Source organism: Arthrobacter sp. NQ4 (genome assembly GCF_029077345.1).
Lineage (GTDB): Bacteria > Actinomycetota > Actinomycetes > Actinomycetales > Micrococcaceae > Arthrobacter.
Map to the genome: position 1 here is coordinate 47,997 of NZ_JARETC010000003.1, position 19,177 is coordinate 67,173.

Below are 19,177 nucleotides of genomic sequence, written 5' to 3' on the forward strand. Positions count from 1 at the left end.
CATGGAAACCTGCGTCGCTGCGGGACGGACTGTCGCTGGAGGACAGGCTGCGGACGGGCATGGCCCGTACCGGCTACTCGAAGATCAGGAACATGCCTTACAGCGTACCAGAAGGCCTTCACGCCGGTTTCCCATTACGCTGCAGGGGGAACTACTCTGGCCAGTTATGGAGTCCGCACACTATTTCAGCACGTCCCCTGCCGGCCCCTTTACCCGGAAGCCTTTGACGGTGGAATTGGCCGGTGAGACGCGACGGCTCCAGACCTCTACGGGCATCTTCAGCCCCGACGGAATCGACAAGGGCACCGCGGTGCTCCTCGCCGAAGTTCCGGCCCCGAATCCCGAGGGCAATCTCCTGGATATCGGGTGCGGCTGGGGTCCGGTGGCGCTCACTATGGCGCTGCTGGCCCCCGAATCAAAGGTCTACGCCGTGGACGTCAACGAACGCTGCATCACCCTGACCAACGAGAACGCCGCCGCGCTGGGACTGTCCAACGTCGTCGCCAGCACGCCCCAGGCCGTGGATCCCGCCATCCGCTTCAACACGATCTGGTCCAACCCTCCCATCAGGATCGGCAAGGACGAACTGCATGCCCTGCTCAAGCTGTGGCTGCCGCGCCTGGCGGACGGCGGCACCGCGTGGCTGGTGGTGCAGAAGAACCTTGGCTCTGATTCCCTTCAGCGCTGGCTGGCCGCCGAACTGGACAGTTCCTTCACCGTGACCCGCGAATCGACGTCCAAGTCCTTCCGGATCCTGAAGGTCAGGAAAGCGTCCCACTCGCCACAATGACGGCGGGACCACTGAGCTCCACATGCTCGTGGCCACCGGGGCCGGCGAAGAACTTCACGCCCACCACTCCTCCCGGAACGTGGACCTGCCAGGCGTCGGGGGCTTCCGCCCCCGCCCAGTGCCTGGTGGCGACGGCGGCAGCACAGGCGCCCGTCCCGCAGGACTGGGTCTCCCCCACGCCGCGCTCGTGCACCCGCATGGTTACGGAGCCGACGCCGTCATGGACCAGCGGTTCTGCCGGCACCACGAATTCCACGTTGGTCCCGTTCGCGGGTACCGGGTCGACCTTCGGAGCGGTGAACAGCCGGGTGCCCGCGAGCTCCGCAAGTTCAGCGAGGGCCACCACCGTATGCGGGTTGCCCATGCTCACGGAGAGTGCCGGCCGGGGAACCTCCAGCCCGTCGGCGGTGACAAGGGAATCCATGGCCTTGGCGCTGGCTTCCCCGGGGAAAATGAACTCCCAGGGTCCCATGTCCACCGCGTAGCCGTCTCCGGTCCGGACCACGGTCTTCACACCGCCCCGCGTGCCGATGGTGAGCGATCCGCCGTCGGGCAGGTCGATCAGGCCCTCGGTCCGCAGGAAGTGGACGAAGACCCTGACCCCGTTGCCGCACATCTCGGACAGGGAGCCGTCGGCGTTGCGGTAATCCATGAACCACTCCGCGTCCGGGGTGCCGGCGAGCAGTTCGCGGCCCTCCGGCAGGAAGCGGGACGGGACGGCCCTGATCAGGCCGTCGGCCCCGATGCCACGGTGCCGGTCGCACAGGGCGGCGGCCTGGTCGGCACCGATCACGTGTGTCCCCTCGGGGTCCGCCACCAGGACGAAGTCGTTGCCGGTGCCGTGCCCCTTGGAAAAGCGGAGCCCGCTCAGTGTGCGCAGGGCGGGCCCGGTGGTTTCTGCGGGGGTAGCATTCATGATCCCAAGCGTAGCGGCGGATGCTGCCGGTCCTGAAACCGCAGCTACCGGCACGACTCCGCTGCCTTGCCAATGAGCTCCGGATCCTGCCAGTCCAGCCACGTGATGCGGGGATCGGCGCGGAACCAGGTCAACTGGCGCCGGGCAAACTGGCGGGTGGCCACGATGGTTTCCTCCGCGGCAGCCTCGACGGTGGAGGCGCCATCGAGGACCCGCAGGAACTGTGCATAGCCCAGGGCACGGGACGCGGTCTTGCCGCGGCGCAGGCCTTTAGCATCGAGCATCCGGACCTCCTCCAGCAGGCCGGAGTCCACCATCCGGTGCACGCGGGCTGCCAGCCGGTCCCGCAAAACCTCGCGGTCCACGCCGAGGCCCACCTGGACGGCGGGCTGGTGGTACTCCCTCCGCGGCATGTAGGAGCTGAACGGGCGCCCGGTGAGTTCGTGGACCTCCAGCGCGCGGATGATGCGCCGTGCATCGGAGACCCGGGCAGCGGAGGTGGGATCCACCCTGCGGAGCCTGGCCAGGAGTTCACCTGTGCCGGCTTCCGCGTGCTCCGCTTCAAGCCGGGCACGTAGCGCAGGGTCGGTCCCCGGGAATTCCAGGACGTCCAGGGCGGCCCGGACGTACAGCCCGGAGCCGCCTGCCAGGATGGCGCGCTTGCCGCGCCCATGGATGTCGTCGATGGTTTCGCGCGCCTGGGCCTGGAAGTCGGAAACACTGGCTTCCTGGGTCACGTCAAGGATGTCGAGGAGGTGGTGCGGCACTCCCCTGCGCTCGGCCACCGTGATTTTGGCGGTGCCGATGTCCATGCCGCGGTAGAACTGCATGGCATCGGCGTTAATGACCTCGCCGTCCAGTTCGAGGGCAAGGTTGACGGCAAGGTCGGACTTTCCGGAGCCGGTGGGACCGACGACGGCGATGACGGGCGGGGCAGCCACCTGTCAGCGGGTGCGCAGCGGCAGTGAGGGCATGCCGAGGGAGACGCCCTTACGTGCCTCTCCGGAACCGGGGACCGGCGCGCCGCAGGAGTCGGCCTGGGACCTGTCCCACGCGTCCCCTGCCCGTGAACGGCGAAGGGTGTATTCCTCAGGCGTGGGGTCGGCGACCAGGTGGAAAGCCGCGGCCTCGGTAATGGTGACGGTGACGAGGTCCCCCGGCCTCGGGGCAGGTGCAGCCTCCGGGACCGAGAAATGGACCAGGCGCTGGTCCTGCGACCGGCCGGACAGCCGGTGGGTTTCCCCAGACTTCCGCCCGGACTGTGCGGTCACCATGACTTCGAGCCGGCGGCCAAGCTGCTTCCGGTTTTCCTCCGCGGCGATGCGGTCCTGCAGCGCGGTGAGGCGTTCGAACCGTTCCTGGACCACGGCCTTGGGGAGCTGGTCGGGCAGGTCGGCCGCGGGCGTGCCGGGACGCTTTGAATACTGGAACGTGAAGGCGGTGGCGAAGCGGGACTTTTCCACCACGTCCAGGGTGGCCTGGAAGTCCTCCTCCGTTTCACCCGGGAAGCCCACGATGATGTCGGTGGAAATGGCGGCGTGCGGGATCCTTTCGCGGACCTTGTCCAGGATGCCCAGGAACTTGGTGGACCGGTAGGAACGCTTCATGGCCCGGAGGATGCTGTCCGACCCGGACTGGAGCGGCATGTGCAGCTGCGGCATCACGTTCGGCGTCTCTGCCATGGCGTCAATGACGTCATCCGTGAAGGCGGCGGGGTGCGGGCTGGTGAACCGGACGCGTTCGAGCCCCTCGATCTCTCCGCAGGCACGCAGGAGCTTGGAGAATGCCTGCCGGTCCCCGAATTCCACCCCGTAGGAGTTGACGTTCTGGCCGAGCAGGGTGACTTCAATGGCGCCATCGTCCACGAGTGCCTGGATCTCGGCGAGGATCTCTCCGGGCCGGCGGTCCTTTTCCTTGCCGCGGAGGGCGGGCACGATGCAGAAGGTGCAGGTGTTATTGCAGCCCACGGAGATGGACACCCAGCCCGAGTAGACAGAGTCACGTTTGGTGGGCAACGTTGACGGGAAGACGTCCAGGGATTCCAGGATCTCCAGCTGCGCTTCGTTGTTGTGCCGCGCCCGGTCCAGGAGGGCGGGAAGGGCACCGACGTTGTGGGTACCGAAGACTGCGTCCACCCACGGCGCCTTCTTGAGGATCGTCTCGCGGTCCTTTTGTGCCAGGCAACCGCCCACGGCGATCTGCATGCCGGGGTTGGCCGCCTTCACGGGGGCCAGGATGCCCAGGTTGCCGTAGAGCTTATTGTCCGCGTTTTCCCGGACCGCACAGGTGTTGAACACCACCACGTCGGCATGCTCGCCCTCCGCCGGGACGTAGCCCGCGGCCTCGAGCAGGCCGGACATCCGTTCCGAGTCGTGGACGTTCATCTGGCAGCCGAAGGTTCGCACCTGGTAGGTGCGGGGCAGGGCTCCGGTTTGCGGGACCGTCCCTGCGTCGACGGAAGGGGTGGCGCCGGATTGGGGGGAAGGAATGGTCAAACTCACCCGTTAAGGGTACCGGCTTTGGAGGATCCCGCTGTCGGGGTCCTGCTGGGAATCGAGGACATCGTTGACGATCCGGAACGCCTGCGAGGGCTGGTAACCCTTTCTTGCCAGCATGGACGCCAGGCGCCGCACTGCTTTGTCCCGTTCCCCGGGACCGGACAGGTCCGTCCCGGGCCGGAGCTTGCGCTCAACCAGGGCGCGCGCAGCGGCCTCCTCGTCGGCGTCAGTCAGTTGTTCCAGCGCTGAAGCCGCTGTCTCCTGGTCGATGCCTTTCTCAGCGAGCTCACGCCTCAGCGCGCCCTTGGCAAGCTTGCGGGACTGGGCGCGGCTCCTGACCCACATGTCAGCGAATTCTGCATCGTTAATCAGCCGGACTTCCTGGAACTTGTCCAGTACGGCCTCGGCGACGTGCTCCGGGATGTTCCGTTCGGCCAGTTTCCGGGCAAGCTGCAGCCTGCTCTTAGGCGCCGCCGTCAGCTGCCGGTACACGATTGCCTGCGCCACCGTAAACGGGTCCGGTTCGGCGTCCGCGGCCTGCGGGTCGTCAGGGACTGCATACCCGTCCGGCACCCCTGTTGAGGGGGTGCCGGCACGGGACCGCCGTGTTCGTGGTCCGGTCAAGGGCTAGAACCCGTCGACAGCTTTCAGCTTTGGCGAGTCCTTGGACTCATCCTCCGCAGGCTTGACCCCGACACCGAGCTTCTCCTTGATGAGGCGCTCCAGCTCGGCGGCCAGCTCGGGGTTGTCGCGGAGGAACCGGCGCGAGTTCTCCATGCCCTGGCCCAGCTGGTCACCGTCGTAGGTGAACCAGGAGCCGGACTTCTTGATGATGCCGTGCTCAACGCCCATGTCGATGATGCCGCCCTCACGGGAGATGCCCTGGCCGTAGATGATGTCGAACTCGGCGACCTTGAAAGGCGGAGCCATCTTGTTCTTGACGATCTTGGCCTTGGTCCGGTTGCCGACGGAATCGGCACCCTCCTTGAGGGTCTGGATCCGGCGGACGTCGATGCGGACCGACGCGTAGAACTTCAGCGCCTTACCACCGGTGGTGGTTTCCGGGGAACCGAAGAACACGCCGATCTTTTCACGGAGCTGGTTGATGAAGATGGCGGTGGTCTTGGTCTGGCTCAGGCGGCCGGTGATCTTACGCAGTGCCTGGCTCATGAGCCGGGCCTGGAGGCCGACGTGGCTGTCACCCATGTCGCCTTCGATTTCAGCGCGCGGCACCAGGGCGGCCACGGAGTCGATGACGATGACGTCCAGGGAGCCGGAGCCGACCAGCATGTCCATGATCTCCAGGGCCTGCTCGCCGGTATCCGGCTGCGAGACCAGGAGGGCATCCGTGTCCACGCCGAGCTTGGCGGCGTAGTCAGGGTCCAGGGCGTGCTCGGCGTCGATGAACGCTGCGATCCCGCCCGCGCGCTGTGCGTTCGCCACGGCGTGCAGGGCCACGGTGGTTTTACCCGACGATTCAGGACCGTAGATTTCAATGACGCGGCCGCGCGGGAGCCCGCCAATGCCAAGGGCGACGTCCAGGGCGATGGAGCCGGTGGGGATGACTTCGATCGGAGCGCGGACTTCGTCGCCCAGGCGCATGACCGAGCCCTTGCCGAACTGCTTGTCAATCTGGGCAAGCGCTGCTTCCAGCGCTTTTGCACGATCCGGGGCTGCCGCCATGGTTGACACCTCTAATGCTTTCTCGATGGTGGCCTTCGCGGCCGTTGTATTGGTCATCTCTGACGCTAAGGGGACCCACTGACATTCCGGCCGGAGGACAACGGCTATGTGGATAAACCCGATGGAAAAAGCATAGCGTTATCCGAACAGGTATTCGAAGAGTGGAGTTCCTGCGGCGTGTCAGGCGGCAGGATCCTTGGCGCCCGCATCGAGGCGGGCGCCGCCGTCAATCGCGGCGCGGGGCGATGTCTCGCCCGAGCCGCCGTTCCGCCGGGACGTCCTGGACGTCGCAGACAGCAAGCCATACCCTCCGCGGCTCAACGCCCGCGGCCAGGGCCTGGTCAGCGGTGCGTCCGCCTACGCCGGCAAGGACCAGGGTACTGCTCAGCACGCGGGAGTACCCCGCACCGAACTCGTCATCCATGAGACGCCAGTACTCGCTGATTCGCATCGGTAAATCCTCTCATGATTGCGGACCCTAGAATTGTTGCCATGAGCAACTCCCCGGATCTCCCGCCGCGGCAGGACACAGGCAACGATGCCGCCGACGCCGCGCTTCAGAATGTCGAACACCAAATCAGCCTCTTTTGGCGGCGGGCCCGGGCCATCTCCAACCAGCTCTCGCGCGAGGTTCACCCGGACATGGAGCCTGCCGCGTATGGGCTCCTGACGGTCATCCGCCGGGAAGGACCCATCCGGCTCACCGACCTTGCCATGAACATCGGCGTGGGCAAGCCGTCGGTCAGCCGGCAGATCGCCTTCCTGGAAAGCCTGGGCCTGGTGTCCAAGGAGGCGGACCCCCTGGACCGCCGGGCGCAGTCCATCCGGCTGACGCCGAAGGGCGAAGAGAAGATGCACCAGGTCCAGGACGCCCGGCGCCAGGTCTTCCAGGAGCGGCTGCGCGAGTGGCCGGTGGAGGACCTGCAGGAGCTGGCCCGCTGCATGGCCAAGCTGAACTCCACCTATGAGCGTGACGGGTTCGCCAGGGAAGCGGCGGACCCGTCCACCGCGCAGGAAGACGCATCCGACAACTAGGCGACAGCAGGAAGCCCCCGGCACGGCCGGGGGCTTCCTGCTGTTTCCTCGTCCCACTCTGGGGTGGGGCTGCTTTTACCGGGCGCCGGAGAGGAGGCCCGTGGAGAGTTCGTCGTTCAGTTCAGTGTTGAGGTCGCGTTCCAGGTCACGGCCGTAACGCTGGGAGAATTCCTGCGGAACGGTGTCCGGAACTGCGACGCCTTCGGCTACTGCCACGCGGTCGCTGACCTCACGGAGCATGCTTGACAACGGAACATCCAGTGCCGAGCAGATCGAGGACAGAAGCTCTGATGATGCTTCCTTCTGGCCGCGCTCCACTTCGCTGAGGTATCCCAGGGAGACACGGGCGCTGTGCGAAACTTCACGGAGCGTGCGCCCCTGACGCTGGCGGACATCGCGCAGGACATCACCGATTTCGTGACGAAGTACTACCATCTTGCGCTCCTTCTGTTCGCTCTTAGCCTGTTCGGCGAGGCCCACATCCTTCCAGCGGACAACGCCGTTTACGGATACGGGCTGCTTTACCATCTGTATCGCCTTGCTCCCTCATTGGTCAGGTCCGCCGCCGGCGAACCCGTCTTGGTCATTTCATCCTAGGCGCCTCCGCTCTCCGGAAGCGACACAATGTAATAACTAATCGGTACCGGCTTTTGTTCCCGGCAACTTTACGCCCGGTAACTTCGCAGGCTGCGAAGGTCAGCCGGACAGGGCCTCAAGCAGTCTTTCCAGCGCGGCGCCGCACGCAGCGGCCCGGATGTCCGGCCTGCTGCCGGTAAAGGTGTATTCGAAACCGGCGGTGCCGGCAGCCGTGGCAATTCCAATGTAAACCCGGCCTACGGGCTTACCGTCATGGGCCTCGGGACCGGCGACGCCGGTGGTGGAAAGCCCGACGTCGGCACCCAGGACAGTGCGCGCCCCGGCCGCCATGGCACGGGCGACGTCGGGGTCGACGGAGCCGGCACGGGCCAGCAGGTCGGAAGGGACGTGCAGCACCGCGTCCTTCACGGAGTTCTGGTAGGCCACGACGCCGCCCTGGAGCATGCCGGAGGCTCCGGGCGTGTCGGCGAGGACCGCGGACACCATTCCGGCCGTCAAAGATTCCGCGGTGGCAACGGTCCGTCCTGACTCGAGCGCCTGCCTGACGGCCTGGGCGGCCAGCTGGTGGAGGTTGCTCATGCCTGTTCCTGCCCTTCCGCGGCCCCTGCCTGGCGCTTGCCCTTCGCACGGAGGCGCATGGCTTCAATCACGTATTCAATGCCGGTCCACAGCGTGATTGCCACGGCGGCCATCATGACGGCAAACGCTACCCATGACATCCACGGCGCGAACGCCCCGAACGGCAGCAGGTACAGGAAGATCGCTGCGGTCTGCACGACGGTCTTGAGCTTGCCGCCGCGGGAAGCGGGGATGACGCCGTAGCGGATCACGAAGAAACGCAGCGCAGTGATGCCCCATTCCCGGACCAGGATCACCAGGGTTGCCCACCAGGGCAGTTCGCCCAGCAGGGACAGCATCACCAGGGCGGAGCCGATGAGGAGCTTGTCGGCGATGGGATCGGCGATCTTGCCGAAGTCCGTAACGAGGTTCCGGCTCCTGGCGATATCGCCGTCGAGCTTGTCGGTGTAGATGGCGACGGCGAACGCCGCCACCGCCGCCCAGCGCCACGGTCCGGAGGTACTGTGCAGCCCCGGCGCATCCGCGACGAGGAACCACACGAAGAACGGGACCAGCACAATGCGGATCATGGTCAGGACATTGGGAAGGTTCCAGACCCCGGCTCGGCCTTGGCCGGCGGCGGTGGCATCGGTGCTAGTCACGTTCCTAGGCTACCGGCCTAGCGTCCCGTGAGGGACCACGCGTCTTCGGAGCCGTCGTCGTCATCGCCGTAGCCGCCCGGGGCCGAATCCGAGCCGTCGTAGTATTCGACGTTCTGCTTCCTCTGGTCCAGGTCCGCAGCCACCAGGTCTTCGGCGTAGCCGCCCTGGGCGATGTTGGCGTTGGCATTGTCACTGAGTGCGGCGGTCTGCGAGTCAGGCGCCGCAGGGGCTTCCTGGCCCTTCATCGCGGCGAGGACGGCGGCGAGGTCGTCCGGCTTCACCAGGACGTCACGCGCCTTGGAACCCTCCGAGGGGCCCACCACTCCCCTGGATTCGAGGAGGTCCATGAGCCGGCCGGCCTTGGCGAACCCGACCCGGAGCTTGCGCTGCAGCATGGAGGTGGAGCCGAATTGGGTGGTGACCACCAGTTCAGTGGCCTGCAGCAGCACCTCGAGGTCGTCCCCGATGTCGTCGTCGATCTGCTTCTTTTCCGCTTCAGGGGCGACGTCGTCACGGTAGACAGCCTGCAGCTGTCCCTTGACGTGCTCCACCACTTTGTGGATCTCCGACTCCGTGACCCAGGCGCCCTGGACACGCATCGCCTTGGAGGCGCCCATGGGCAGGAAGAGCGCGTCACCCTGGCCGATGAGCTTCTCGGCGCCCGGCTGGTCCAGGACCACCCGGGAGTCCGTGACGGAGGACGTGGCGAAGGCCATGCGCGAGGGCACGTTGGCTTTGATGAGGCCCGTGACCACGTCGACGGAGGGCCGCTGGGTGGCCAGGACCAGGTGGATGCCGGCGGCACGGGCCAGCTGGGTGATGCGGACGATGGAGTCTTCGACGTCGCGGGGGGCCACCATCATGAGGTCGGCGAGTTCGTCCACGATCACCAGCAGGTACGGGTAGGGCCGGATGACGCGTTTGGAGTCGACCGGCGGCTGGACCTTGCCGGCGCGCACGGCCTTGTTGAAGTCGTCGATGTGCTTGAAGCCGTAGTTGGCGAGGTCGTCGTAGCGGGCGTCCATTTCCCGTACCACCCACTGCAGCGCTTCGGCCGCCTTCTTGGGGTTGGTGATGATGGGAGTGATCAGGTGTGGAACGCCCTCGTAGGCGGTCAGTTCCACACGCTTGGGGTCCACCATGACCATGCGGACCTCGTCCGGGGTGGCACGCATCAGGATGGACGTGATCATTGAGTTCACGAAGGACGACTTACCGGCACCGGTGGCACCAGCCACCAGGAGGTGCGGCATCTTGGCCAGGTTGGCCACCACGTAGCCACCCTCCACGTCCTTGCCCACGCCCATGACCATCGGGTGGTCCGTGCGGCGGGCGTTCTGGCTGCGGAGGACATCGCCCAGGGAGACGGTTTCGCGGTCCGTGTTGGGGATCTCGATGCCGATGGCCGACTTGCCCGGGATGGGGCTGAGGATGCGGACATCGCTGGAGGCGACGGCGTAGGAGATGTTCTTGGACAGGGCGGTGACACGCTCCACCTTGGTGCCCGGCGAAAGTTCGATCTCGTACCGGGTGACGGTGGGGCCGCGGCTGAAGCCGGTGACGGTGGCGTCAACGTTGAACTGCTGCAGGGTATCGGTCAGGGCGGCGACGACGGCGTCGTTCGCTTCCGTGCGCTCCTTGGGGATGGATCCGGGGGTCAGGAAGTCCGAGGCCGGGAGGGTGTACGTGACATCGCCGGCGAGCGAGAGCTGCTCGGTCCGCTGCGGGATGGGAACGGGCGGCGGCGCGGGCGCCACCGGGTTCGAGGGCACGGTGGGCGCGGCGGCAGGCTTGCCCGGAGCCGCGGCACCCGGGATGACCAGGGGGATGGCTTCGGTGGCGTTTTCCGGCGGGGCCGCCTGCGAACCGGCGCCCAGGCCCTGGGCGGCCTTGATCTTCTCGACGGCGATCTCCGCCTGGGTGGGCCGACGCACGCCCGGCGCGGGCCGGGCAGGTTCCTGCTCGTCGTCGTCAATGACGGCGTGCTCAAACGCTTCGTCGCCTACGTAGCCCTCAAGGCCCGGCTCGGACTCCTGGTCCTTGCCAAAGAGCTTGCGCTTCTTCTTGCGGGGTGCGGCGGGGGCCGTCCGTTCCAGGTAGCTGCGGTCGTGGACGTCGGGGCGTTCCTGGTCCATCAGGTCGATGCCCATAAGGTGCTCGTAGGCTCCGCGGATGCGGCGCGGGATGGCCGTGAACGGGGTGGCCGTGATAATCAGCAGGGACACGAAGGCGAGCAGGCCGTAGAGGGCCACAGGAACGGCGGGATGGATGGCGGCCAGCGGCGTGGCGGCCAGGAAGCCAAGCATGCCGCCGGCTTTGCGGAGGCCGTCGAAGCCGTCGGCGACGGTGGGCTGGCCGCCCAGGATGTGCGCCAGGCCGCAGCCGGCGAACGTCATAATCAGGAAGCCGATGCCCACCCTGTTGTTGCCCCGGCCGTCGGAGGGCTGCCGGAACAACCGGAAGGCGCAGACGAACAGCATGAGCGGAAGCAGCAGGGAGATCCAGCCGAAGGTGCCGTTCACCACGGCGTAGACGGCGTCCGGGAACCAGCCCGTCAGGCCCCACCAGGCGAACGTGGCGATGAAAACCCCCAGCGCCAGGTTGAACAGCGCGGCGCCGTCGCGGCGGTCCTCGGCAGGAAGGTCACTGACGTCGTGGCCGATGCGGCGCACTCCCCCGCCCACCAGATGGCCCATGCCCAGCCATGCTCCGCCGACAACGCGCAGCAGCCACGGCTGGTGGTGTTCGACGGCGGGAAGCTGGCGGGTGCGCGCAGTGCTGGATGAGCCGCCGCGCCCTGCCTTGCTGGCAGTGGAGCCGGTTCCGCGGGCTGTGGAGCTCCCGGATTTGCTGCCGGAGCTGCCCCTGCCGGTACCTTTGGGCGCGGAAGTAGTACGTGTGGCCATAGTAGCCACGGTACCGGAAGCATGCTGTGATTCCGGGGATATCGGGGCCCGGGGAGCGCATCGGTTGGGGGCACCGGCCGCACCGCCCGGACACGCAGAAGGCCCCGGTTCGCGGTGAACCGGGGCCTTCCGAACCTGCCCTGCGGCAGCGGAGCTAATCTCAGGCCTCGAGCACCACCGGGATGATCATGGGCTTGCGGCGCAGCTTGCGGTTGACCCACGTGCCCACGACGCGGCGCACCACCTGCTGGAGCTGGTGGCTGGTGTGGTCGGCGTGGTTCTGGACTGCTTCTTCCAGTGCCGCGTTGATCTTGGGGATGATGTCGTCGAAGACTGAATCGTCCTCGGCAACACCGCGGGCGTGGATCTCGGGCCCGGACACCACCTTGCCGGTGGCCCGGTGGATAACCGTGATGATCGAGATGAAGCCTTCATCGCCCAGAATGCGGCGGTCCTTGAGGTCCGCGTCGGTGATTTCGCCCACGCTGGAGCCGTCAACGTAGACGAATCCAACCTCCACCTGGCCCACGATGTCCGCCTGGTGGTCGCGGAGGTCGATGACCGTGCCGTTGTCGGCAAGGATGACGCTGGCTTCCGGGACTCCCGACTCAATGGCGATCTTGCCGTTGGCGATCAGGTGGCGGGTCTCGCCGTGCACGGGCATGGCGTTGAGCGGCTCGAGGATGTTGTAGCAGTAGAGCAGTTCCCCGGCTGCTGCGTGGCCGGACACGTGGACCTTGGCGTTGCCCTTGTGGATCACGTCGGCGCCGAGCTTGAGGAGACCGTTGATGATCCGGAACACCGCATTCTCGTTGCCCGGGATGAGGCTGGAGGCCAGGATGACGGTATCGCCGTCGCCCACCACCACGCGGTGGTCGCCGTTTGCCATCCGGGACAGGGCCGCCATGGGCTCGCCCTGGGAGCCGGTGGACATGAGGACCACGCGGTTGTCCGGCAGGTTGTCGATGTTCTTGATGTCGACGATCAGCCCGGAAGGGACGTCCAGGTAGCCCAGCTTCTCCGCGATGGCCATGTTGCGGACCATGGAGCGGCCCACAAAGGCCACCTTGCGGTTGTGCTTGGCAGCGGCGTCAAGGACCTGCTGCACGCGGTGGACGTGGGAGGAGAAAGACGCCACGATGATGCGCTTGGTGGCCTGGCCGAAAAGCCGCTCCAGGGTGGGGCCGATTTCCTTCTCGGCCGTGGTGAATCCGGGCACGTCGGCGTTGGTGGAGTCGGACATGAAGAGGTCAACGCCCTCCTCGCCCAACTTGGCGAAGTGGCGCAGGTCGGTGATGCGTCCGTCCAGCGGCAGCTGGTCCATCTTGAAGTCACCGGTGTGCAGGACCGTGCCGCCGGCCGTGCGGATGAACACGGCAAGGGCATCCGGGATGGAGTGGTTGACGGCGACGAACTCGCATTCGAACGGCCCGAATTTCTCCACCTGGCCTTCTTCAACGGTCAGCGTGTAGGGCCGGATGCGGTGCTCCTGCAGCTTCGCCTCGATCAGGGCCAGCGTCAGCTGGGAGCCCACCAGGGGGATGTCGTTGCGCAGGCGCAGCAGGTACGGCACGGCGCCGATGTGGTCCTCGTGACCATGCGTGAGGATCACGGCCACGACGTCGTCCAGCCGGTCCTCAATGTACGAGAAGTCCGGCAGGATCAGGTCAACGCCGGGCTGGGTTTCCTCGGGAAAGAGGACGCCGCAGTCCACGATCAGCAGTTTGCCGTCGATTTCGAACACGGCCATGTTCCGGCCGATCTCCCCCAGCCCGCCAAGCGGGACGATCCGCAGGGTGCCCTGGGGCAGGCGCGGAGGGGTGACAAGGCCGGTAAGGGCAGTTTGGGTCATAGTGCACTTCTTTCCAGGCGGAAGGGTGCCGGTCTTAGCCTCAGGAGAAGACCAGCCCCGCTTCCGCCAAATCCCCGCGGATGGTTTCGATCTCGGTTTCGTCCGGCTCCACGAGGGGCAAACGGACAATCGAGTTGGGCAGGACTCCCTGCCATTTAAGAATCTGTTTGGCCGCCACGGCCCCCTGGACACGGGTCATGGTTGCGCGGACCACGGGCTGCAGCTCGAAGTTGATCTTGCGGGCAGTCCCAAGGTCATTGGCGTTGACGGCGTCGATGAGCTCGCGGAAGCGGCGGGTGGCGACGTGGGTGGTGACACCCACCAGGCCGACGGCGCCCAGCGCCATCCAGGGAAGGGTCAGCCCGTCGTCGCCCGAGTAGAACAGGAGGTCGGTTTCTGCCATGACGCGGGTGGCTGCGGTGAGGTCTGCCTTGGCGTCCTTGACGGCGACGATGTTGGGGTGCTGCGCCAACCGGATCATGGTGTCGGGTTCGATCGGAATCGAGGACCGGCCGGGGATGTCGTACAGCATGACGGGTACGTCCACGGCGGAGGCGATGGTCTCGAAGTGGGCGCGGACACCGGCCTGGCTGGGCTTGTTGTAGTAAGGGGTCACCAGGAGGAGGCCGTCGACGCCGAGGGCAGCAGCCTGCTGGGAGAGGTGGACCGAGTGCGCGGTGTCATTGGTGCCGGTCCCGGCAATGATGGCCGCCCGGCCGCCCACGGCATCCTTCACGGCGCGGAACATGCCGAGGTTCTCTTCGTCCGTCAGCGTGGAGGTCTCGCCGGTGGTGCCGGTGACCACCAGGCCGTCACAGCCGTCGTCGACCAGCTTGCTGGCCAGCGCTGCCGCCTGGTCGTAATCCACTGCGCCGTCCTTGGTGAACGGCGTGACCATGGCGGTCAGGAGGGTACCGAGGGCAGGGATGTGCGCGGAAGAGTCAGCCATGGAAAAAACGTTACCCTGTCCCCGGCTGGTTAGGACAATGCCACGGGCGTGACGAACGTCAAATACGACGACGCCCTGGCCGTGGAGCGTCCGCCCCCGCATGGCAATAGCGGCCGACCGCCGACTGCCGAAGGCCCTCTGCCCATGATGCGAGCCGCTGCGCCGCCCGCACGTAATGGAACAACTCCGTGGGCGTCAGGGCATCAAGATCCGTTTCAGCAAGCCTGCGGGCCAGCTCTGCCCCCGCCGGCTGGGCCGCAAGGCTGACGCCTTCCCGTTCCCACGCGACGTCCTCCGCGGGCCGCCCGGAAACAAGCTGGCGGAACAAGTAGTCCACCACTCCGGGACTCATCGCCTTCAGTGGCCCGTCCGCGGCGCCAGGATCCCCGGGCGGAAGGTCGTCCGGGGCGTAACGGCGCGGCAGGCTCCCGGACTGCACGTGATCCGCCTGGGCGGTGCCTGCCGGCGCACGGCCCTCCCATGCAGGACCCGCCTGCACATTGCCCTCCCGCACCGGGGCCGCCTGCAGACTGCCCGGCGGGGCTTCCGGCTGCCGGCGCCCTTGCCCGCTGGTTTCATGGGCGGCTCCCCCGGCCGCTCCTCCCCTGGATCCGGATGCTCCGGACGACGTCATTTCCATACCCGACATGCTATTCGAACATATATTCGAATACAAGGGATGCTGGCGCTCCGGGCACCGCTGGCGCCCGCTGTCACAAGCGACTCAGGAGCAGCATGTGAGACGATCTGGTCATGACGTCCCGTAGCCCGGCCACCCGGTCCCGCAAGGCCCCAGGCAGGCAACAGCCGGGGCGCCTCCGGGGCATCGATGCCGCCCGCGGCGTGGCGTTGCTGGGCATGATGGCCACCCACCTGCTGCCGACGTTCGAATCGAATGCAAACCTCACGCCAACCTGGATTGGCCTCACCTTCTCGGGACGCGCCGCCGCCCTCTTCGCCGTGCTGGCCGGCGTGGGACTTGCCCTGTCCACCGGGAAGGACAAGCCGCTGGCAGGCCCCGGGCTCTCCGCCGCCCGGCGCGGTGTGGCGCTGCGCGCCCTGGTGATTGCCGCCGTCGGACTTACCCTGGGCGGCCTGGAGGTGAACGTGGCCATTATCCTGGTCCACTACGCCGTGCTGTTCCTGTGCATCCTCCCCTTCCTGGGGCTTGGCGTGAAGCCGCTGTGCGCCTGGGCCGGTGGCTGGATCCTTGCCTCGCCAGTGCTGGCATACCTCATGCGGCCCTGGCTCCTTGCCCCTGAGCCTCCCCTGAAGCTGGGCCACAACCCTGGCTGGGAAGACCTCGGAACACCTTCCCGGCTGCTCGCGGATGTGTTCTTTACCGGCTACTACCCTGTGTTCCAGTGGCTGTCCTACCTGCTGGTGGGGCTGGTGATCGGGCGCCTGGTCCTCACCAAGGCACTGGTTCCCATACTGCTGCTGTCGGCCGGAACGGTGGTGGCCGTGGCGGCCAAGGCCCTGGGGGCAGCGGCCATGGAGGACTGGGGCGGCGTGGCAGCGCTGGAAAAGGTCCTCAATTCCCCGGGGTATCCGCTGGGCAGCGTGCTGCAGGTCAACCTGACAGGTATCCCCCAGGAGGGCTCCTGGTGGTGGCTGGCATCGGCCGCACCGCACTCGGGAACTCCGCTTGACCTGCTGCACACCTCGGCAGTGGCGGCGGCGGTCATTGGCGCCTGCCTGCTGCTGGGGCGCCTCGCGGAGTGGGTGGACCTGGACCTGCTGCTTCCGCTGCGCGGGGCCGGCGCCATGACGCTGACCCTGTACACAGTGCACGTCTGGGTGGTGTCCAGCTTCTATCTGAAACCCCTGCCCGCCGGCTGGACGGAGGACGGGATGTACTTTGCCCAGGCGGCCACTGCCATCACTGTTGGCATTGTCTTTGCGCGGCTGTCCTGGCGCGGCCCGCTGGAATGGGCGGGCCATGCGGCGGCCGTGGTGGGCCGGGGCGGCTTCAAGGCCCTCTCCTGAACCAAGGCAATCCACCTCGCCTGGCCCGGCTTCGCCCCCGCTCTGGAATGAAAAAGAACCCGCGCCCCCACCGGAAAGTGGGGCCGCGGGTTTCGTTCTGAAACCGGCTGCAGTGCGCCGGCTGCTACTGCGGGGTCAGGGTGAAGGTGGCCGTCTTGTCGCCGAAGTCATCGTTGACAACAACCTGGGTGGGGCCCTTCTTCACATCAAACGCAATGACGCCCTGGCGGACATCGCCGGCACCGACCTCGTCGGTGGGCAGGGCGCCCATGCCATCGTCAAGATAGACCAGTTCGCCCTCTTTGCCCTCGGCGTCGTAGACCTTGAAATTCGAGGGGCTGGAGAAGCTGCTTCCGGTCAGCGTCTCCCAGGACACCTTGACCGCGAGGAAACCGCCGTTCTTCGGCTGCATGTAGGTCATGCCCGGGATTTCGGCCGTGTAGATGGAATCGAGGACGCTGATCTTGACAGTGTTGCCTTCGGACACGGTGGCAACGAAGGAGTTTGCACCGGCGTCGGCGCCACTGGACGGAGCGGCTCCGTTCGACGGGGTTGTTCCACGTGACGGGTTGGGCGCTGCCTGCGAGGCCGACGGAAGCTCGGGAGATACGGGGAGCTTCCGGTTGTCGAGGGCAGCTCCGATCATGGCGACGGACATGATGGTCAGCAGGATTCCGGTGATGATGCTGATGAGCCAGACGACGCCGGTGATGATCCAGGCCTTCTTCTTGTTCTCCGGGTAGCCCTCAAGCGGGCGGCCATCCTTGTCCCTGGTGTTTCCGGTCAAGGTGATGATCAGGTCCACGATGGCCCAGATGCCGAGGCCGCCGGCCGTCAGGAGCTTGGCGATGCCCGAGCCGATCTTGCCAAGGTAGAAGCGGTCCGCGCCGAAGGTACCCAGCAGCAGCGAAAGGATCCAGGTTGTCATGAACGACTTCCGGGGACCGTCCGGGTAGGGGCCGCTGCCGTGGGGCCCCGGCTGGTAATCCCCCTGCGGAGCTCCGGGGTAGTGCCCCTCAAACGTGGATTGTCCGCCGAAGGTGGACGGGGCCGGCGGAATGGGCGGAGCGGACGGCCCGCTCTGCGATGGGTTGGGGAAATTCGGGTGGCTCATGGATGGTCCTTCTGTCCAAAGGTGCGGGTTCTTGGGTGCACGGGTGCAGGTGTGCGGGCGGTTCAAGGGTGGGGTGCGTGCAGCATCAGGCAGCCTCCGGCTTCCCGGCACGCGGCAAGGGAGCGCTGGTGCGTGGCAGGGATGGGTGCGGCTGCCCGGGGAGAGGGCCTGGGGTACAGCTGGCCCACGCCCGCGGCATGGACATGGCCAACCTCATGCTTTCCCCCAAAGCTAAAGAGTCTTTACTAAATAAAACCTACCGCGGACGGCAACGGACTGCGATGGGCAGAAATGCCCATCGCACTAAACGGCGCAGGAGGCCGCGGAGCGCGGGGGCTGCGGGAGCAGGGCTGGCGCAGGCCGGTATCAGGAGGCGGCGGTGAAGAGCTTCACGGCGTCACGCATGGACGCCCGCGCACGTTTGCGGTCGCCGGCCGCGTCGTAGGCACAGCTGAGGCGGAACCAGGAACGCCAGTCATCGGGAGCGGCCTCGGCTTCGGCCCGGTACTTTTCGAATTCAGCGTCCGCCGCGGCCCGGACGATCCGGCCGCCCGGCGTGCGCGGAAGCTCATCGACGGGCAGCCCGCCTTCGGCTTCCAGGACCTTGGCCATCTGCTCGGTGCGGGCACCGAACATCAGCTCGCGGATCAGGGCCCAGGCACCCACCACAGGCAGCACCAGGTAGGCGGCGCCGATGGCCTTGGCCGTGAGGTTGCTGTCCGTCAGGAGCAGGAGTGAGCGTTGGAACGACACCACCAGGTAGAAGACCAGCAGCAGCGTCACAGCGCCCACCCAGATCTTGGTGCGGTTCTTCCGGAAGCCGGCAAGGAGCCCGTTCACGGCTTAGAGCCCCAGGTCCAGGTAGCCGTCCAGGCCGAAGGTCAGCCCCGGGTGTGCGGCAACGTTGCGCAGGCCCAGGAGCACGCCGGGCATGAACGAGGCGCGGTCGAAGGAATCGTGGCGGAGGGTCAGTTGTTCGCCCGGGCCACCCAGGAGGACTTCCTGGTGTGCCACGAGGCCGCGAAGCCGGACACTGTGGACCCGGACGCCGTCCACCTCACAGCCGCGGGCGCCGGCACGTTCACTGGTGGTGGCATCCGGGCTGGGCGGCACCTGCGCTGCCCGGCGTTCGGCGGCGATCAGCTCAGCGGTGCGGACTGCGGTGCCGGAAGGGGCGTCCACCTTGTCCGGATGGTGCAGCTCGATGATCTCCACCGATTCGAAGTATTTGGACGCCTTCGCGGCGAAGGCAGAGGCCAGCACCGAGCCCAGGGCGAAGTTGGGGGCGATGAGAACGCCGGTCTCCGGGTGCGCTGCCAGCAGGGATTCCAGGGCGGACAGCCGCCCCGTGTCCCAGCCGGTGGTTCCCACCACGGCGTGGATGCCGTGCTCGACGGCGAAGCGGACGTTCGCTTCGGTGCTTTCGGGAACCGTCAGGTCCACCACGTACCGGGCACCTGAGGCTGCCAGCTGCTCCAGCGAGTCACCCCGTCCCAGGGCTGCAACGAGCTTCATGTCGGGCGCGGCGTCGATGGCCTTGACGGCCTCGGCGCCCATGCGTCCATTGGCACCAAGGACGGCCACCAGCTTGGGAACGGAGTGTTGTTCGGTCATGGCATTAACCCTAC

19 protein-coding genes are annotated in these 19,177 nt (G+C 66.8%); 3 read left to right on the top strand and 16 right to left on the bottom strand.

Annotation, left to right across the window (positions count from 1 at the left end):
* Positions 1–166: 166 nt before the first annotated feature.
* Positions 167–790, top strand: coding sequence for a class I SAM-dependent methyltransferase (locus PUN51_RS06670; RefSeq protein ID WP_275180310.1), 624 nt, complete (start codon positions 167–169; stop codon positions 788–790).
* Here PUN51_RS06670 and dapF read toward each other — a convergent pair.
* The 6 genes from dapF to PUN51_RS06700 all read right to left on the bottom strand — a co-directional run bounded on the left by dapF (position 762) and on the right by PUN51_RS06700 (position 6,338).
* Complete coding sequence (gene dapF, locus PUN51_RS06675; RefSeq protein ID WP_159632325.1) at positions 762–1,706, bottom strand: diaminopimelate epimerase; 945 nt, start codon at positions 1,704–1,706, stop codon at positions 762–764. The two genes, PUN51_RS06670 and dapF, sit on opposite strands and share 29 nt — an antisense overlap.
* Before the next feature lie 44 nt (positions 1,707–1,750).
* On the bottom strand, positions 1,751–2,647 hold the full coding sequence (gene miaA / locus PUN51_RS06680; protein WP_275180311.1) for a tRNA (adenosine(37)-N6)-dimethylallyltransferase MiaA: 897 nt from the start codon (positions 2,645–2,647) through the stop codon (positions 1,751–1,753).
* A 3-nt stretch (positions 2,648–2,650) separates the two neighbouring features.
* Entirely contained in the window at positions 2,651–4,207 is a 1,557-nt protein-coding gene (miaB, locus tag PUN51_RS06685) for a tRNA (N6-isopentenyl adenosine(37)-C2)-methylthiotransferase MiaB (RefSeq protein WP_275180312.1), read from the bottom strand.
* A gap of 3 nt (positions 4,208–4,210) precedes the next feature.
* Positions 4,211–4,711 carry a regulatory protein RecX gene (locus PUN51_RS06690; protein WP_224027303.1) on the bottom strand — a complete coding sequence of 167 codons (501 nt, stop codon included), beginning with the start codon at positions 4,709–4,711 and terminating at the stop codon, positions 4,211–4,213.
* A gap of 120 nt (positions 4,712–4,831) precedes the next feature.
* On the bottom strand, positions 4,832–5,887 hold the full coding sequence (gene recA, locus PUN51_RS06695; RefSeq protein WP_159635594.1) for a recombinase RecA: 1,056 nt from the start codon (positions 5,885–5,887) through the stop codon (positions 4,832–4,834).
* A gap of 226 nt (positions 5,888–6,113) precedes the next feature.
* Positions 6,114–6,338: a DUF3046 domain-containing protein gene (locus tag PUN51_RS06700; RefSeq protein ID WP_224025609.1), complete on the bottom strand. Its 225-nt coding sequence runs from the start codon at positions 6,336–6,338 to the stop codon at positions 6,114–6,116.
* A 41-nt stretch (positions 6,339–6,379) separates the two neighbouring features.
* On the opposite strand from PUN51_RS06700, the gene PUN51_RS06705 reads away from it, so the two are divergent.
* Positions 6,380–6,922, top strand: a complete 543-nt coding sequence (locus tag PUN51_RS06705; protein ID WP_159632329.1) for a MarR family winged helix-turn-helix transcriptional regulator — start codon at positions 6,380–6,382, stop codon at positions 6,920–6,922.
* Between the two features lie 75 nt (positions 6,923–6,997).
* Here PUN51_RS06705 and PUN51_RS06710 read toward each other — a convergent pair whose 3' ends face one another.
* The 7 genes from PUN51_RS06710 to PUN51_RS06740 form a co-directional block, all read right to left on the bottom strand.
* The gene (locus tag PUN51_RS06710; protein WP_018771597.1) at positions 6,998–7,450 is read right to left on the bottom strand and encodes a helix-turn-helix domain-containing protein; all 453 of its coding nucleotides are present in this window, start codon (positions 7,448–7,450) and stop codon (positions 6,998–7,000) included.
* A gap of 168 nt (positions 7,451–7,618) precedes the next feature.
* Positions 7,619–8,098 (bottom strand): CinA family protein, encoded by a 480-nt coding sequence (locus tag PUN51_RS06715; protein ID WP_159632330.1) that lies wholly within the window; start codon positions 8,096–8,098, stop codon positions 7,619–7,621.
* Positions 8,095–8,739 (bottom strand): CDP-diacylglycerol--glycerol-3-phosphate 3-phosphatidyltransferase, encoded by a 645-nt coding sequence (gene pgsA / locus PUN51_RS06720; protein ID WP_275180313.1) that lies wholly within the window; start codon positions 8,737–8,739, stop codon positions 8,095–8,097. The genes PUN51_RS06715 and pgsA overlap by 4 nt, the downstream gene beginning before the upstream one ends.
* A gap of 17 nt (positions 8,740–8,756) precedes the next feature.
* On the bottom strand, positions 8,757–11,645 hold the full coding sequence (locus tag PUN51_RS06725) for an FtsK/SpoIIIE family DNA translocase (RefSeq protein ID WP_275180314.1): 2,889 nt from the start codon (positions 11,643–11,645) through the stop codon (positions 8,757–8,759).
* A 160-nt stretch (positions 11,646–11,805) separates the two neighbouring features.
* Positions 11,806–13,497: a ribonuclease J gene (locus tag PUN51_RS06730; RefSeq protein WP_159632332.1), complete on the bottom strand. Its 1,692-nt coding sequence runs from the start codon at positions 13,495–13,497 to the stop codon at positions 11,806–11,808.
* Positions 13,498–13,537: 40 nt separating this feature from the next.
* Positions 13,538–14,446, bottom strand: coding sequence for a 4-hydroxy-tetrahydrodipicolinate synthase (gene dapA, locus PUN51_RS06735; protein WP_141940780.1), 909 nt, complete (start codon positions 14,444–14,446; stop codon positions 13,538–13,540).
* Positions 14,447–14,504: 58 nt separating this feature from the next.
* The gene (locus PUN51_RS06740) at positions 14,505–15,086 is read right to left on the bottom strand and encodes a hypothetical protein (protein WP_275180315.1); all 582 of its coding nucleotides are present in this window, start codon (positions 15,084–15,086) and stop codon (positions 14,505–14,507) included.
* Between the two features lie 113 nt (positions 15,087–15,199).
* Between PUN51_RS06740 and PUN51_RS06745 the strand changes: the two genes are divergently transcribed.
* The gene (locus PUN51_RS06745; protein ID WP_275180316.1) at positions 15,200–16,435 is read left to right on the top strand and encodes a heparan-alpha-glucosaminide N-acetyltransferase domain-containing protein; all 1,236 of its coding nucleotides are present in this window, start codon (positions 15,200–15,202) and stop codon (positions 16,433–16,435) included.
* Positions 16,436–16,559: 124 nt separating this feature from the next.
* Here PUN51_RS06745 and PUN51_RS06750 read toward each other — a convergent pair whose 3' ends face one another.
* The 3 genes from PUN51_RS06750 to dapB all read right to left on the bottom strand — a co-directional run bounded on the left by PUN51_RS06750 (position 16,560) and on the right by dapB (position 19,163).
* Positions 16,560–17,549 carry a TM2 domain-containing protein gene (locus PUN51_RS06750; RefSeq protein ID WP_275180317.1) on the bottom strand — a complete coding sequence of 330 codons (990 nt, stop codon included), beginning with the start codon at positions 17,547–17,549 and terminating at the stop codon, positions 16,560–16,562.
* A gap of 366 nt (positions 17,550–17,915) precedes the next feature.
* The gene (locus PUN51_RS06755; RefSeq protein WP_159632335.1) at positions 17,916–18,389 is read right to left on the bottom strand and encodes a hypothetical protein; all 474 of its coding nucleotides are present in this window, start codon (positions 18,387–18,389) and stop codon (positions 17,916–17,918) included.
* A gap of 3 nt (positions 18,390–18,392) precedes the next feature.
* A complete protein-coding gene (gene dapB, locus PUN51_RS06760) occupies positions 18,393–19,163 on the bottom strand; it encodes a 4-hydroxy-tetrahydrodipicolinate reductase (RefSeq protein ID WP_224025602.1) in 771 nt (256 codons plus the stop codon).
* Positions 19,164–19,177 lie beyond the last annotated feature (14 nt).